A 15,189-nucleotide genomic window follows, 5' to 3' on the forward strand; every position below is an offset into this window, starting at 1 on the left:
AGTCACTATTCTAGCCCTCCGTGGCCACCCGGGTGTTCATCGGGTGGAGAGCAACAACGGGGGCGGGAAAGACGAAACCGGACCACCACGACAGCCGGGGCGGTCGTGATGATCCGGGAGATGGATGAGGGACAGATGAGGTGGGTTGTTAACCCGCGTCGACGAGGGAAACCTCGCTGGGCAGGGTGGGCACCTGGAGACGACGGTGGAGCCGCTCCAACAGCGTCAGTTTGACCGCAGGCCACTCGTCATTGGTGATCGAGTAGATGACGGTGTCACGGACGGTGCCATCGGGATGGATGCGGTGCTTGCGCAACACACCATCCTGTTTGGCCCCGAGCCGTTCGATCGCCGTGCGTGACCGGTGGTTGTGCCAGTTGGTGCGGAATTCCACGACATTGACCCCCAGGTCCTCGAAGGCACGCTGCAACTGGAGATATTTCGCGGAGGGGTTGATCCCGGTGCCGTGGACATGCGCGGCCATCCACGTGCGCCCGATCTCGAGTCGTTTGTTGGACTGGTCGAAGGTATGGAGTGAGGTCATCCCCACCGCCCGTCCGGTCGCGGCGGAGACGATGGCCCAGGGGGCACACAATCCGTCACGGTGTTCGGCGAGACGACGGTCAATTTCCTCGGCCATGCCCTCTGGTGTGGGTAGAGCGACGAACCAATGGCGCCACAGTTCCTGTGAGGCGACAGCTTCCTGGAGATCCCCCGTCCACTGGTGTGACAGTGGTTCGAGAATCACCGCGTCGTTCGCCAGACGCGGGTTTTCAGCGAAATGCATGAGATGAATATAGACCCACCGGGCCCAATTGTCCTATTCTGCATTTCATAGCAGTTCAGGTGATATAAATTCACACCTATCGGGCCACTCTTCCATAAGGAAATGACACGGATGTCTCTAGCTTTTCGACGTCCGGCCCCGCCTCTGCACGGAACCGGCCGTAGATCCGTGGATGTGAAGGATGGTGGGGATACGCACCGACTCCACGACCCCTTTTCCGGAGATCAGTTTTTGCAGGAGATCGAAGGCCTGCTCACCCATCTTCCCTACCTGCTGGTCAATGACGGTCAGGCGTGGGTTCTGCAGGCGGAACACCGGGTTGTCGTCGAAACCAATGAGCTGGAGGTCCTCCCCGATCACCAGATCCAACTCGTGAATGGCCATGAGGGCGCCGATGGTCATCATGGAGTCACCGGCAATGATCGCATTGGCGCCCTGCTCAAGGAGCACCCGCACACCCTCATAACCGGATTCCTGACGGTAACCGCCGTAGTAGACCGATACCCCGGTGATGCCACGATCCACACAGAGCCACTCGAACAAGCCCAGGCGTTCCCGACCGGTTGAGGTGTCCTGCGGTCCCGATAGATACCCGAGGGACACATCAGTGGCGGTCAACAAATCCACCGCCGCAGTCATCCCCGGCTCCGGGTCCGAGGTGACCGATGGGATACCGGTGTCCTTGAGCTTGCGATCAACCAGGACGATGGGGACTCCCCTGGCATGAAGTTCGGCAACCTTGTCCGCGCTCTGGAGATGCGGGACCACGATGATTCCGTCGAGGCGCTGATCATCCATGACATCGAGTGCCTGATTGACCAGGTCGGGATTCTCCTCGGTGTTGGTCAGGATGGTGGACACCCCGGCCCGGCGTGCCCGACGCTGGACGGCGGCAGCCAGGCTGGCGAAGTACGGGTTTTCAATATTGGGTACCAGCAGACCGATGGTATCGGTGCGTGATTTCCGCAGCGCCCGTGCCTGGGCATTGGGGCGGTAGTTGAGCTGCTCTGCTGCCTCGATGACCCGCAGGCGGGTGGGTTCGGGGATGCTGGCGTTGTTGGACAGTGCCCGGGAGATGGTGCTGACGGAGAGCTGAGTGGCCTGTGCAATGTCCTTGAGTGTGGTGGCGCGCTTCTTTCCCGGAGGGTTTTCCGAATACATGAGGGGCGGGCCACCTTTCTCGAAGCTCACCAGAACATACCGGCACAAGGGGCAATCGTTTGCACCTTTATTTAAGAGCGAACTTAAGCGATTTCCCACACCATCGTCAAGCGATAGACATCACAATTTCATACCGATATGTTTCCGAGCATAGAAAACCCAACCCCGCAGACGCGGAGCCGGGAGATGGGACTGATTAACCGAACATGGCCTGGGCGGTGACCCAGCGTTCCATCGGCACCTTCTTCAGGGTGCCCACGGCCTCCTCGAAGGAGATCATCCGGATGCGTTCACCCTTGAGCGCCACCACGGTGTTGAACTGACCCTCATGGCAGGCACGGGCGGCGCGCACACCATACCGGGTGGCCAGGACACGGTCGAAGGCGGTGGGGGTGCCACCGCGCTGGATATGACCCAGGACCGTGGTGCGGACATCGTGGCCCAGACGCCTGTGGACCTCATCGGCGATCTGCTGGCCGATGCCGGTGAAAGTCTTGTGGCCAAACTGATCCACCTCACCCTCACGCAGATCCATGGTGCCCTCCTTGGGTAGCGCACCCTCCGCGACGACGATGATGCCGTACTTCTCCCCCATCTGGAAGCGACGTTCCATTCGCTTGCAGATCTCTGAGATGTCGAAGGGCACCTCGGGAATGACGGTGTAGTGAGCTCCACCGGCCATACCGGCGTGCAGTGCGATCCAACCGACGTGGCGACCCATCACCTCGACGATCATCACACGGTTGTGGGATTCCGCCGTGGTGTGCAGCCGGTCGACGGCGTCGGTGGCTACTGCCACGGCAGTGTCGAAACCGAAGGTGAAGTCCGTGCCGTTGACATCATTGTCGATGGTCTTCGGGACACCGACCACAGGGATGCCGTTGTCGGCGAGCCACTTCGCGCCCTTGAGGGTGCCCTCGCCGCCGATCGGGATGAGTGCGTCGATTCCCGCATCGGCGAGATTCGCCTTGACCTGGTCGATGCCGGCCCTGAACTTGTCCGGGTGCAGACGACCGGTACCCAGGATGGTTCCACCGCGGAGCAGGATGCGGTCGATGTCCTCGTCGTCGTAGAGCTGAACGCGTCGGTCTGCAAGCAGGCCCTCCCAGCCGTCCTGATAACCCACGACCGTGGAACCGAATTCATTACTTGCGGTACGGACAATTCCCCTGATGACAGCATTGAGTCCGGGGCAGTCGCCGCCAGACGTGAGAGTGGCAATTCGCATGTCTCCCATATTAAACCCCCCACACCGTTAATGCTGTGCTATTGATGCCATAGACACGCCCGAACGGACATAGTGTCCGCCGCCCCGGCCCGTTCGGGCACGACGGAGAGAGTGGTTAGACTGTCTGGCATGGATATGAAACTCAAAGACGCTGACCAGGTCAGCACCGCCACCGTTGTTGCCGCAGGTCTCATCGGCGGGTGGCTGACCGCCCGTGAATCAGGCATCCGCCCGCTGGGCACGATCCCACTCGTGGCCGCCGGAGCGCTGGCCGCCCGCAGCTGGAATAAGAAGAAGGGGCCGGGCGTCACCGCGGCCCTGCTGGGCACCTACGTGGGTGCCTTCGGCATGTCCCACCCACTGGCCAAGAGAATCGGCGCATGGCCCGCGGTGCTCACCGCAACCGGTGCCGCGGCCGCCGTCGCCTACATGGTGTCGGATTCGGAATAACTAGGACGAGGCTGCCGCGGCAGTCTCCTCCGCCTCCATGGCCTCCGCGAATTCACGCTTGGAGGCCTGCCACTGATCCTCGGTCATGCCCAGGCGCCAGTAACCGGAGATGGAGGCATCCGCACGGTCCACCCCACCGTCGACGAAGAGGAAGCGGCGGGTCTCCTTGACCATCTCGGCCACGCCGTGGATGAACCAGGAGGTCTTCTTCTCCGGGTAACCACCGGCCCGCACCGCCTCGATGAGGCGGGAGCCGTGGACGGCGCCCTCACGTGGGACCCAGACGAGCTCCGCCGACGCCGGGACGGAAACGTCGAAAAGCGCCCCGTCGGTGGAGATCTCGATGTAGGCCGTTGCGGTGGTCCCGGCGGGGAGCTGCTGGAGTGCCTCGACGATCGCGGGTGCCGCCGCCTCATCGCCGGCGAGGACAAAGTGTTCGTAGTCGGCGGTGGGTGACCACTTGCCGCCCGGGCCGGCAAACGCAATCTGGTCCCCGGGGCGGGCCGTCATGGCCCAGGGGCCGGCGAGCCCCTCATCACCGTGGACCACGAAGTCAATGTCGAAGGTACCTGCGACGGTATCGATATTGCACAGCGTGTAGGTACGGGTGACCGGGTGCATCTCACGCGGCCTGGTCTCGCGGATCTCAGCGAGATCGAATGGCCAGGAGTAGTCGGCGCCCTCCGGCACGAAGAGCAGTTTGACGTAGTGGTCACTGTAGGGCAGCTCCACACCGATGATCCCTGGGCAGTCGAAACTGAGCCGGATGAGGTCGGGTGAGATGCGGGTGGTGGCAGTGACGGTGGCGCTACGGGCGGCACGCTTGGCGGGTGCGGTCATGTAAACTCCGATGCTTCGATATATCGTTAATCAACATAGGTAAGCCTACACTCTCCGGCCGTGGTCGGGAAAGACCGATGCCCGGGACACCATGGTCCCGGGCATGTAGCAAGTCCTACTTACGGCCAGCCTCAAAGGCCGCACCGACGCGGTACAGGCGGTCATCCTGGAACGCCGGCGCCATGATCTGCAGACCGGTGGGCAGACCGGTGTCGGATGCCAGACCGGAGGGTAGCGACATGCCGGACAGACCAGCCAGGTTCAGCGGCAGGGTGCACAGGTCGAAGTTGTACATCTCCAGCGGATCGGTGATCTTGTCGCCGAGCTTAAACGCGGTGGACGGGGTGGTTGGGGACACCAGTACGTCGACCTGCTCGAAGGCACGGTTGAAGTCCTGCGCGATGAGGGTACGCACACGCTGCGCCTGCAGGTAGTAGGCGTCGTAGTACCCCACGGACAGCGCGTAGGTGCCCAGGATGATACGACGCTTGACCTCAGGGCCGAAGCCCTCGGCGCGGGTCAGTGCCATGACCTCATCGGCGGAGCGGGTGCCGTCATCACCGGAGCGCAGGCCGTAACGCATACCGTCGAATCGCGCGAGGTTGGAGGACACCTCACACGGCAGGATCAGGTAGTAGGCGCCGAGGGCGTCATCGAAGTGGGGGCAGTCAACCTCGACGATCTCCGCACCCTGGGAACGCATCTGCTCGACAGAAGCGTGGAACGCCTCGAGGACCCCGTTCTGGTAGCCATCGCGGTCGAACTGCTTGACCACACCGACACGGACACCGTTGAGGTCCCCGCTGGCACCCTCGCGTGCGGCGGCAACCACGGGCGCGACGGGCTTGTCGACGCTGGTGGCATCGAACATGTCGTGACCGGCAATGACCTCGTGGAGCAGCGCGGTGTCGAGAACGGTACGCGCGGTCGGACCGACCTGATCTAGGGAGGACGCACACGCGATGAGTCCGTAACGGGACACGGTGCCGTAGGTCGGCTTCACACCGACGGTGTTGGTCAGTGCGGCGGGCTGGCGGATGGACCCGCCGGTGTCGGTGCCGATGGCCAGCGGGGCCTCACCGGAGGCCAGCGCTGCGGAGGATCCACCACCGGAACCACCCGGGGTGCGCTCCAGATCCCACGGGTTGCGGGTGGCACCATAGGCGGAGTTCTCCGTGGAGGATCCCATGGCGAACTCATCCATGTTGGTCTTGCCCAGGATCGGGATGCCGGCCTCGCGCAGCTTCCGGGTGACGGTCGCATCATAGGGGCTCATGTACCCCTCGAGGATCTTCGATGCCGCGGTGGTCGGGGCATCGGTGGTGACCAGGGCGTCCTTGAGTGCCAGCGGGACACCGGCCAGTGCGGATGCGGGAGCCTCGCCGGCGTCGAGAGCCTTATCGACGGCGTCTGCCGCGGCCAGGGCAGCTTCCTCACCGACATGCAGAAAGGCGTGGATCTCGCCATCGACCTCATTAATGCGGTCGAGGTGCGCCTGTGTGACCTCCCGGGAGGTGACCTCGCGGGAGTGGATCAGACCGGCCAGTTCGGCGGCGGTCTTGGTGGTCAGCTCGCTGGTGGAGCCCTCAACCAGATATTTGTTGCTCATAATGATTAGTCGCCCTCACCCAGAATCTGCGGAACCATGAAACGCCCATCCTCGACGGCCGGGGCCTGATCGAGTGCCTGCTCCGGCGTAAGAGTCTTGACCACGACATCCTCACGCATGGTGGTCATGATGCTGTGCGGGTGGCTCATCGGCTCGACCCCCTCGGCATCAACGTTCTGCACCGCGGAGACATGTCCGACGATGTCATCAATCTGTCCGGCGAACTGCTGCAGCTCCTCTTCGCTGAGCGCCAGCCGGGCCAGTTTGGCAAGGTGAGCGACCTGGTCGCGCGAAATCTCAGGCACTTGGTTTCTGATCCTCTTCGCTAGTCACAATGGGTGGATAAAAATGGCACACGCCCGCTGATGTGTCATGGAGAAATCAGAACAGGCGCAACTGCTGGATCATCTTACTGCACCGTGCGGACACGGAACCTCCCAGGGTGAGGGTCACGACGAACGCTGTCCAACTCAACCTCGGGGAGGAACCGCGATGGTATTGTCTAGGGGAAGAATGTTCCCCATCCATCCCCCCAAGTTATCTGAAAGTAAGGAAGCGATCCCCTGATGTCTTTCCTGATCCGCGTCCTGTTGTCTGACACCCCCGGCAACCTCGCCCTTCTGGCGGAGGCACTAGGCCTGGTGGAAGCCAATATTCAGTCCGTGGACGTGGTGGAGCGCTTCCCGAACGGAACCGTGATGGATGACTTCGTGGTCTCCATCCCCAAGCACGTCATGGCGGACACCCTCATTACCGCCGCCGAGCAGGTTGAGGGTGTGATGGTCGACTCCATCCGTCCCTTCTCCGGGACGGTGGACCGTCGCGGGCAGATCGAGATGCTCGCCGCCGTGGCCGCCAGCAAGAGGGATGTGCCCAAGGCCATGCAGGCCATGGTCAATGTCATCCCCCGCACCATGACCTCCGGGTGGGCCATGGTCATCGACACCATTCCCCCGGTCCGACGTGTCGCAGCCTCCCAGGCCGCGCCTGAGGATGATGGCACCGTGCCCCAGAACGTCGTGCTGGAAACCGCCCGCCTGCTCATCCCGGAGCAGGAGGACTGGATCCCGGAGAGCTGGACGCTGCTGGATTCCTCCCTGGCCATCGCGCCGCTGGGCAGGACCACCCTGGCACTCATTATCGGTCGCCCCGGTGGCCCCGACTTCCTGGCCAGTGAGGTTCAGCACCTCGGTGACCTGGGGGCGATCGTGGGCGCGATCATCTCCTAATCTGCATCCCCGCACCCCTGCTGGCCGATCCACTCCCGCGCCGCCCGTTCCGCTGAGACGGTGACCCTATCCGGTTCAACCGGATTCTCACCGAATATCTCGCCGGTGCGGGCTTTGTTGTGCGCGGTGGTCAGAAGGATGCTGGCTCCGTCGGGCATCTCAATGGTGGTGTTGGCGCTGGCGTACCCGGCGGTGGGGCCACCGAAGGACCTGGAATTCTCCAGCCCACGGAAGGCAAGCATGATGACCTCGCCGGAGGAACCGGTCATACTGTCGGTGAGCACCGCGACCGGCACCTGGAATTTCTCATCCACCTGGGCACTCATGGGCGTGCCCCCTCCCCGGACGCTGTTGCCGGTGATGGTGACCGGGGTGTCATAGAGCGGGGTGCTGAACCAGAGAACGTCACTGTCCGGCAGCAATGGTGAGACAGCTGCCAGCATGGGCCCCATATCACCGCCGGTATTGCCCCGCAGATCGAGGATGACTGCGCATCCATCTCCCCGGAGGGATTCCACCAGGGCGGGTGCCACCGCATCCACATAGGCCTGACCATCCCAGCTGGCATCAGTGGCAGGCAGGATCACAGTGACCACCTGCCCACCCGATTCCACGGTGGGGATCAGATCAGCCTGGCGTTCCTTTGGAACAACACCGGGCAACATCAGCGTGGAGTGCTTTCCACCGGCGGCAGCAAGGATGGCATCTATGTGCGGATAGGTGTCCGCGATGGAATCGGCGTCGGCGACGGCCTCCTCCGCGCGGGCGCGCGCGACGGCAAACAACTCGGAACCGGCGTAGATGCCCTGGCGTCCGGCGATGTCAAAGACGGTGGTGGCGTAGCATTCCGGAGTCGGGGGAACGAGGAACACCGGCCTGCCCCACAGAGCGGTTCCGATGGTGGGGCCGAATGCCCAGATGGCGGCCAGGCCCACCACCAGCCCCGTCGCGATGATTCCCCCGACCCAGCGGAGGAGCCTGCTCCTACGCCGACCCTCAGCAGCCGGAAGTGGCGCTCCCGTCTTTGTTGACACTGCGGTGACACTCCGTAGGCTCTGGACATCTTTCTCCGTGTCACCTTAAGGCCGCTCGAAATGCAAATCCCGCAGATGGGAATTATTCAGGGTTTCCCCTCCCCCCAACCCCGAGCTTCCCTACACAGTGCCGGTATCAAGGAGCCGGACGAAAGCCTCCTCATCGAGAATGGTCAACCCGAGCTCCTCCGCCCTGGTGGCCTTAGATCCGGCATTCTCCCCCACCACCACATAATCGGTCTTCTTCGACACCGACCCCGAGGCCTTACCGCCACGGGAGATGATCGCCTCCTTCACCGAGTCACGGGTGAACCCCTCCAGGCCTCCGGTGACCACGATGGTGAGCCCCTCCAGGGTCTGCTCGAGCTGTTCGATCTCGGCGTCTTCCATGGTCACCCCGGCCGCCGCCCAGGTGTCCACGATGGCACGGTGCCAGTCCACCTCGAACCAGTCCTTGAACGACTGGGCGATGATCATGCCCACCCCGTCGGTTTCGGCGAGTTCGTCCACGGGGGCGTCGACAAGCTTCTGCATGGACCGGTAGCGACCGGCCAGCGCGCGGGCGGCCGTCGGGCCGACATGCCTGATCGAGAGTGCGACAAGCACACGCCACAGGTCGGTGTTCTTGCGTTGTTCCAGATTGGCGAGCAGTTTGCGCCCCGAGGCATTCACCGCGCCCGCCTTGGTGGTGTAGACATCGGATTTGAGCAGATCCTCCTCGGTGAGGTCGAAGAGACCTGCCTCATCGATGAGGATGCCGTTGCGGATGAGATCCTGGGCCCCCTTCTCACCGAGTGCTTCGATGTCGAAGGCGCCGCGACCTGCGATGTAGGTCAGGCGCTGGGACAGCTGGCCGGGGCAGCTGCGGGTGTTCGGGCAACGCCAGTCGGCATCCTCAGCCTTGGTCGGGGCCAGCGTGGATCCGCATTCCGGGCAGTGCTCCGGGAAGACGAATTCCCGTTCCGTGCCGTCGCGCATCTCCACCACGGGCCCGAGCACCTCGGGGATCACCTCGCCGGCCTTACGGACCACCACGGTGTCGCCGATGAGCACGCCCTTGCGTTTGACCTCGCTCTGGTTGTGGAGGGTAGCCATGGACACGGTGGATCCGGCGACAAACACAGGTTCCATCATGGCGAACGGGGTCACCCGGCCGGTGCGGCCCACACTGACCTTGATGTCGATCAGCTTGGTGGTGACCTCCTCCGGCGGGTACTTGTAGGCGATCGCCCAGCGCGGCGCACGGCTGGTGGACCCCAGGGCGCGCTGGGAGGCGATGTCATCGACCTTGACCACCAGGCCGTCCATCTCGTGCAGGGCGTCGTGCCGGTGGTCGGCCCAGTACAACACCTTGTCGACGACGGCGTCGGCGGTTTCGACGGCCTCCGTGTAGGAGGACGTGGGCAGGCCCCAGGCGGCGAGCGCCAGGTAGGCGTCATGCTGTGAGGCCGGCTGGAAACCCTCGCTGTAGCCGATACCGTGGGTGATCATGCGCAGTCGGCGCTTCTTCACATCCTCGGTGTTCTTCTGACGCAGCGATCCGGCGGCGGCGTTGCGGGGGTTGGCGAACGGCTTGCCACCATCCTCGATGCGCTGGGCGTTGACCTCAGCGAAGTCCCCGATGGGGATGAACACCTCACCGCGGACCTCGAGCACCGCCGGGATGGGGTACTCATCGGTGGCGGTCAGCTCATGCGGGATGTCCCCGATGACACGGGCATTGGCGGTGATGTCCTCCCCGACCCGGCCGTCACCACGGGTGGCGGCACGATCCAGTGTGCCGTTGCGGTAGATCAGGTCGATGGAGAGCCCGTCGATCTTCAACTCCGTGAGATAACGCTTCGCCGGGGTGCGGGCGAGCCAGTCGCGCAGCTCCTCCTCGTCGAAGACATTGTCCAGGCTGAGCATGCGCTCGAGGTGCTCGACATTGTCGAAGCTGGACTGTTCGGTGACCGGTGCGCCCACCTCCTTGGTGGGACTGTCCGGGACGGCGAGCTCCGGGTGCTGTTCCTCCAGATCCTGGAGCTGCCGGAACAGGGCGTCGAAGTCGGCGTCGGGGATCTCCGGTTGCTGGTTGTAGTAGAGATCCCGGTGGTACCGGACCTTTTCCGCCAGCTCGTTCCAGGTCCTGCGCAGTTGGGCATTATCGTCAGTCACGGTTCCCGATTCTAGATGGTCGCCGATTGTGCCGGGCGGGGGCACCCGGTGTCCGGGGCGTTGGTTAGGGTTGGGGTCATGAACTCCACGGTGAAACTCCCTGCCCACTTCGACCCCGCAAATATGCTCTCCTTCGACCTCGAGACCACCGCCGCCAACCCCTTTGAAGCCCGCATCGTCACATCCGCCATGGTGACCATCACCAAGGCCGGCGCCACGCCACTCGAACTGCTCGCCGACCCCGGTGTGGAGATCCCCGAGGGTGCCACCGCCGTGCACGGCATCACCACGGAATACGCCCGGGAGCACGGCCAGCCCCATGAGGAGGTGCTGGCTGAAACCATCCGGAGAATCCAGGAGGGATGGGGAAATAATCAAGCCCTCATCGTTTATAATGCACCCTATGATCTGACCGTGCTGCGCAGACTCTCCGGTGATTTCACCGTCGATGGGCTGGTTTATGATCCGTACACCGTCGACAGGATCAAGGATCCCTACCGCAAGGGCAAACGCACCCTGAGCGATCTCTGCGCGCATTATGAGGTGCAGCTGGGCAACGCCCACGAGGCCACCTCCGATGCCCTGGCCGCCGCCCGCATCGCCTGGAAGCAGGCCCGTATCTGGCCCGAACTGGCCACCATGAGCGGGGAGGAACTCATGGAAATGCAGGCGGTGGGATATTACGAGAAGCAGACCAGTTTCCGCAATTATCTCCAGGGCCAGGGCAAGGACGGCTCCACCGTGAACACCTCTTGGCCGGTGCAGTCCAGTTAATCCCCGTCCGCGATGATGGAAGTCGCGACCCTGTGAAGTCATAAACCACAGGGGCGCGACTTTTCTGCGCTCAGGTGGAAGAATGGATGATCGTGTCCACTGGTAACAAACTCAACAACGCTTCCGCGCAGGACGGCAGGACCTATCCCTCCATGCCCCTGCCCGAGAAGGAGGCGTGGCCGGCCCTGATCGCCCTGTGCGTCGGTTTCTTCATGATCCTGCTGGATCAAACCATCGTGGCGGTGTCCACCCCGGCCCTCCAGGAGGACATGGGCGCCACCTACAACGAGGTCATCTGGGTGACCTCGATCTACCTGCTCACCTTCGCGGTGCCGCTGCTGATCTCCGGGCGGCTGGGGGATAAATTCGGGCCGAAGAACGTCTACGCCGTGGGCATGATCATCTTCACGGTCAGCTCCCTGGCCTGTGGCCTGGCCCCGGACATGATGAGTCTGATCATCGCCCGCGGTGTGCAGGGTTTCGGTGCGGCGCTGCTGACGCCCCAGACCATGGCCACCATCAACCGGATCTTCTCCATCGAACGACGCGGGGCCGCCCTGGGCATCTGGGGCACCACCGCGGGTCTGGCCACCCTGACCGGCCCCATCGTGGGTGGTGTGATCACCGAGAACTGGGGGTGGCAGTGGGTGTTCTACATCAATGTCCCCATCGGTGTGATCTCCGTGCTCGCGGTCCTGAAATATGTTCCTGCGTTCCCTCCCCACACCCGACCACTGGATCCCCTGTCCATGCTGTTGTCCGCCACCGCGATGTTCCTGCTGGTGTTCGCCCTGCAGCAGGGTGAGGTTGCCGGCTGGGTGGCCTGGATCTGGGTGATGATCATCGTCGCCTTCGCACTCGGATACGGTTTTGTCCGGCAGCAGGCCAGACTGGCCCAGGCAGGCAGTGATCCGCTGATCCCCCTGGACATCTTCCGGATCCGCAATTTCTCCCTGGGCAATATCGGCATTGTGGCCATGGGCTTCACCGTGGCCGGTATCCCCCTGCCGATCATGCTGTACTTCCAGCAGATCCACGGCATGGGACCGATGCAGGCGGGCTTCATGATGATCCCCCAGGCGCTCGTCGCCGTCCTGCTGTCGCCTTCCATCGGCAGGCTGGTGGACAAACGCAACCCCAACTCCATGGCGGCGCTCGGGTTCGGCATCAGTTCGCTGTCCATCCTCGGTCTCTCCCTCATGATGATCTTTAATGCTCCGATCTGGGTGGCCCTGGTGTCGATGTTCTTCCTGGGTGTGGGAAACAGCCTCATCTGGGCCCCGAACTCCACCTCCACCATGCGCGACCTGCCGGGACGATTCATGGGGGCGGGTTCCGGTGTGTATAACACCACCCGGCAGCTGGGGTCCGTCATGGGTGCCGCCGCCATCGGTGCTGTGCTCCAGGTCCGTCTGGTCGCCGGCGAGGGAGGGGCTGCCTTCGGGCAGGCGCTCCTGCTGCCCACCGTCATCCTCCTCATCGGTGTGGTGGCATCACTGCTGGCGGAAAACGCCACGCCGGAGGCAACCCGGGCCCGCATGGAAGCCAAGGCTGATAAGTCCGTCTGAGTCTCCCGGGTTAGAACGGTGGGGCATCCTCCTGAACCTCGGTGGTCTTCGCCTCTGCCTCAGCCTTCGCTGCCGCCGCCCAGCGCTTGCGGTGTGTGGTGCGGTACTGGGAGACCGTCTGTGCCCACCGGGCACTCTGCGGTGTCAGTGGCCCCTCCGGCACGCTGACCGCCCAGGTTCCGTCCTGCCAGACCCACACCACGATCCCGGTGACCGGGTCGCTCAGGTATACGCATCGCCCATCGGTCTTGCCGTTGTGATGATGACGGCACGCGGAAGACAGGTTCCCGGCGCAGGTGCAACCTCCGTCCTCGTGGTTGATGCGGTGGTCGATATCGCAGCGATCGGCTGGCACCGTGCAGTACGGCGCCACACACCCGCCATCGCGACCCTCCACAGCGGCCCGGATATCGGGGGTCGGATCATGGCCGGCGACGTGCTTCCCCATCGCCTGATCCATATCCCGGACCGTGCTGGCCTGGGCGCTCCAGTGGTTCCCCGTCTTCTCATCGAGCCATCCGATACCCGTGCCCCACACAGGTGCGTTGGCGAGGTCCTTCGCACTGTAGAGATTGAGGGCGACCTTGATTTTGACCTTGCTCAGGATGAGGTCGACGAAGGCCTCCCCCTTGTTCATTCCCGTGGCCTCAGCATGTTTAGCCACCGCATCGTTGATGAGTTTGCCTTCCACAGGGTCGACCGAGGCGAACAGGTGGGCTGTGGTGTCATTGTCACCGGGTGAGATATCGAACTCCCTCCGGTTGGTGGGGTCCTTATCGGGGTCCGCCTTGGCATCGTCGAGCATGCTGCGGATGGCGGCGATCTTCGCCCGGATGGATCGGTGCGAGGGCAGCGCCTGGTTGGGTGCGATGGGAGTGAGATAGTCGGTGAGCAGCTCATCCACCACCTCCAGATGCTCGGGGTTGAGGCCGAACAGGGCGTTGGAAATGGTGATCAGGCGCTGGTGGTCGAGGTGGAAGAGGTCCTGCTGGAGCTGCTCCAGCAGGGGCAGGTCCTTGAGCTGGTAGAACGCGAGGATGAGTTGCCTGACGCGGTGACGGGAATATCCGGTGGAGACAGCGAGCGTGGATACCGCCAGTTCGAAGTCGGTGTCCTCATCGGGCATCACCTGCGCGATGAGCTGGTGTTCCGCCTTCCTGATGGCGCTCAGCGCCATGGCGGTGGGATCGGCGGGATTGTTGACGGTGTAGTAGTTGGGTGGATGAGTGGTGATCATGGCATAACCCCCTATGGCAACCATGGTTCGTTCACTTGTTCTAATCCACCCTAGAACACGCCCCGGACACCGGGTGCCCCCGACCGGCGTGACCAGGGCATATGCCCCTACAGGTCCCCGGAATCCTTTTCCAGCATCCCCGCCACCACACGGGCCATTCGATAGGCCTGAGCAGCAGAAACCAACTCGCCTCCAGCCCCAAAACCCATGCGCGGATGCACATCCACCCGGTCCACCAGATGGGCGCGGTCCACCCCGAGGTGATCGAAGAACCTGGCCGCCTCAACGGCGCGCACGCGGGGCAATTCCTGCAGTTCATCCACCCGGTCCTCCGGACCCGTGATGCCCAGGCCGATGCGCACGCCTCCGGTGATCGTCTCCCCGAAACCGTCGAGCTGCTCATTACCCGTCACGCGGTCCAGGGTCACCTGAACCGTTTCGGCGCCCGCTCCCCTGGCTACCTCCCACAGGGGTGTCTGTCCGGTGAGGTTGAGGTAGGTGTGTTCGATCCCCTCACCGCGCACGGCGTCGAACACACCACTCAGGCGTTCGGTGATATCAGCGGCGTTGACCGCCCGGATCGTGTCGAAAGTGGAGGTACCCTCCAGCCTGCCGGCAGCGATGGCCGCCAGATCCGGCTCATCGATCTGGACGGACACCTGCGCGCGGAACCGCCGTGATACATCCGCGGCATGCTCCTGAATACCCAGGATGAGTGCCCCGGTGAGATCACGCATGGCACCGCGGTCGGTGAGCACACGGTGCCCGTTGGGCAGTTCGATGCGTGCGCCGAGGGTCCAGGGGCCGACCACCTGGATCTTGATGTGGTCCTGGGAGGTGCCCCAGACCTCTTCACAGGTGTCCAGATCCATGCTGAGATAGTCGCGCGTCCGGTGTGTCAGTCGGCTCGGGCGGGCGCTGAGGACCCAGGAACGGGCACCACGTGCGACGGTGAGGGCGTCGATAAGCCCCACGCTCCGACCGATCGCGTCGGCACCCAGGCCGCGGGAGGGCAGCTGCGGCAGGTGCAGCAGGTCACCGGTTTCGCCCTGGATGATGTCGGCGGCCTCCGTAATCGAGGTGCCGGGGAGTTCCCCCAGACCGTAGGCGGCCAT

At 63.5% G+C, this 15,189-nt stretch carries 14 protein-coding genes; 4 read left to right on the forward strand and 10 right to left on the reverse strand.

Features of this window, described 5'->3' with window-relative positions; translation table 11 throughout:
* Positions 1-148: 148 nt before the first annotated feature.
* From H9627_RS09260 to H9627_RS09270, 3 genes are all read right to left on the reverse strand, one after another.
* On the reverse strand, positions 149-787 hold the full coding sequence (locus H9627_RS09260) for a GNAT family N-acetyltransferase (RefSeq protein WP_191733760.1): 639 nt from the start codon (positions 785-787) through the stop codon (positions 149-151).
* Positions 788-904: 117 nt separating this feature from the next.
* Positions 905-1,948 (reverse strand): LacI family DNA-binding transcriptional regulator, encoded by a 1,044-nt coding sequence (locus tag H9627_RS09265; protein ID WP_191733761.1) that lies wholly within the window; start codon positions 1,946-1,948, stop codon positions 905-907.
* 196 nt (positions 1,949-2,144) lie between these two features.
* Positions 2,145-3,176: a 6-phosphofructokinase gene (locus H9627_RS09270; protein ID WP_191733762.1), complete on the reverse strand. Its 1,032-nt coding sequence runs from the start codon at positions 3,174-3,176 to the stop codon at positions 2,145-2,147.
* A 129-nt stretch (positions 3,177-3,305) separates the two neighbouring features.
* On the opposite strand from H9627_RS09270, the gene H9627_RS09275 reads away from it, so the two are divergent.
* Positions 3,306-3,626, forward strand: a complete 321-nt coding sequence (locus H9627_RS09275) for a hypothetical protein (protein ID WP_191733763.1) — start codon at positions 3,306-3,308, stop codon at positions 3,624-3,626.
* Here H9627_RS09275 and H9627_RS09280 read toward each other — a convergent pair whose 3' ends face one another.
* From H9627_RS09280 to gatC, 3 genes are all read right to left on the reverse strand, one after another.
* Entirely contained in the window at positions 3,627-4,466 is an 840-nt protein-coding gene (locus tag H9627_RS09280; RefSeq protein WP_191733764.1) for a siderophore-interacting protein, read from the reverse strand.
* A gap of 115 nt (positions 4,467-4,581) precedes the next feature.
* Positions 4,582-6,075 carry an Asp-tRNA(Asn)/Glu-tRNA(Gln) amidotransferase subunit GatA gene (gatA, locus tag H9627_RS09285; RefSeq protein WP_191733765.1) on the reverse strand — a complete coding sequence of 498 codons (1,494 nt, stop codon included), beginning with the start codon at positions 6,073-6,075 and terminating at the stop codon, positions 4,582-4,584.
* 5 nt (positions 6,076-6,080) lie between these two features.
* On the reverse strand, positions 6,081-6,380 hold the full coding sequence (gene gatC, locus H9627_RS09290; protein ID WP_191733766.1) for an Asp-tRNA(Asn)/Glu-tRNA(Gln) amidotransferase subunit GatC: 300 nt from the start codon (positions 6,378-6,380) through the stop codon (positions 6,081-6,083).
* A gap of 261 nt (positions 6,381-6,641) precedes the next feature.
* Here gatC and H9627_RS09295 point away from each other — a divergent pair, with 261 nt between their 5' ends.
* Positions 6,642-7,304, forward strand: coding sequence for an ACT domain-containing protein (locus H9627_RS09295; protein WP_191733767.1), 663 nt, complete (start codon positions 6,642-6,644; stop codon positions 7,302-7,304).
* Here H9627_RS09295 and H9627_RS14340 read toward each other — a convergent pair.
* Together H9627_RS14340 and ligA are read right to left on the reverse strand one after the other, a co-directional pair.
* Positions 7,301-8,338, reverse strand: coding sequence for a S41 family peptidase (locus tag H9627_RS14340; protein ID WP_318247776.1), 1,038 nt, complete (start codon positions 8,336-8,338; stop codon positions 7,301-7,303). The genes H9627_RS09295 and H9627_RS14340 overlap by 4 nt on opposite strands.
* A 120-nt stretch (positions 8,339-8,458) precedes the next feature.
* Positions 8,459-10,495 (reverse strand): NAD-dependent DNA ligase LigA, encoded by a 2,037-nt coding sequence (gene ligA, locus H9627_RS09305; protein ID WP_191733768.1) that lies wholly within the window; start codon positions 10,493-10,495, stop codon positions 8,459-8,461.
* A gap of 78 nt (positions 10,496-10,573) precedes the next feature.
* On the opposite strand from ligA, the gene H9627_RS09310 reads away from it, so the two are divergent.
* Complete coding sequence (locus tag H9627_RS09310) at positions 10,574-11,269, forward strand: 3'-5' exonuclease (protein ID WP_191733769.1); 696 nt, start codon at positions 10,574-10,576, stop codon at positions 11,267-11,269.
* An 86-nt stretch (positions 11,270-11,355) separates the two neighbouring features.
* Positions 11,356-12,837, forward strand: a complete 1,482-nt coding sequence (locus H9627_RS09315) for a DHA2 family efflux MFS transporter permease subunit (RefSeq protein WP_191733770.1) — start codon at positions 11,356-11,358, stop codon at positions 12,835-12,837.
* A 10-nt stretch (positions 12,838-12,847) separates the two neighbouring features.
* On the opposite strand, the gene H9627_RS09320 is transcribed toward H9627_RS09315, so the two are convergent.
* Together H9627_RS09320 and H9627_RS09325 are read right to left on the reverse strand one after the other, a co-directional pair.
* Positions 12,848-14,074, reverse strand: coding sequence for an HNH endonuclease signature motif containing protein (locus tag H9627_RS09320; protein WP_225213707.1), 1,227 nt, complete (start codon positions 14,072-14,074; stop codon positions 12,848-12,850).
* Between the two features lie 107 nt (positions 14,075-14,181).
* Positions 14,182-15,189 (reverse strand): uroporphyrinogen decarboxylase/cobalamine-independent methonine synthase family protein, encoded by a 1,008-nt coding sequence (locus tag H9627_RS09325; protein ID WP_191733772.1) that lies wholly within the window; start codon positions 15,187-15,189, stop codon positions 14,182-14,184.

The organism is Corynebacterium gallinarum (assembly GCF_014837045.1).
GTDB classification, from domain to species: Bacteria; Actinomycetota; Actinomycetes; order Mycobacteriales; family Mycobacteriaceae; genus Corynebacterium; species Corynebacterium gallinarum.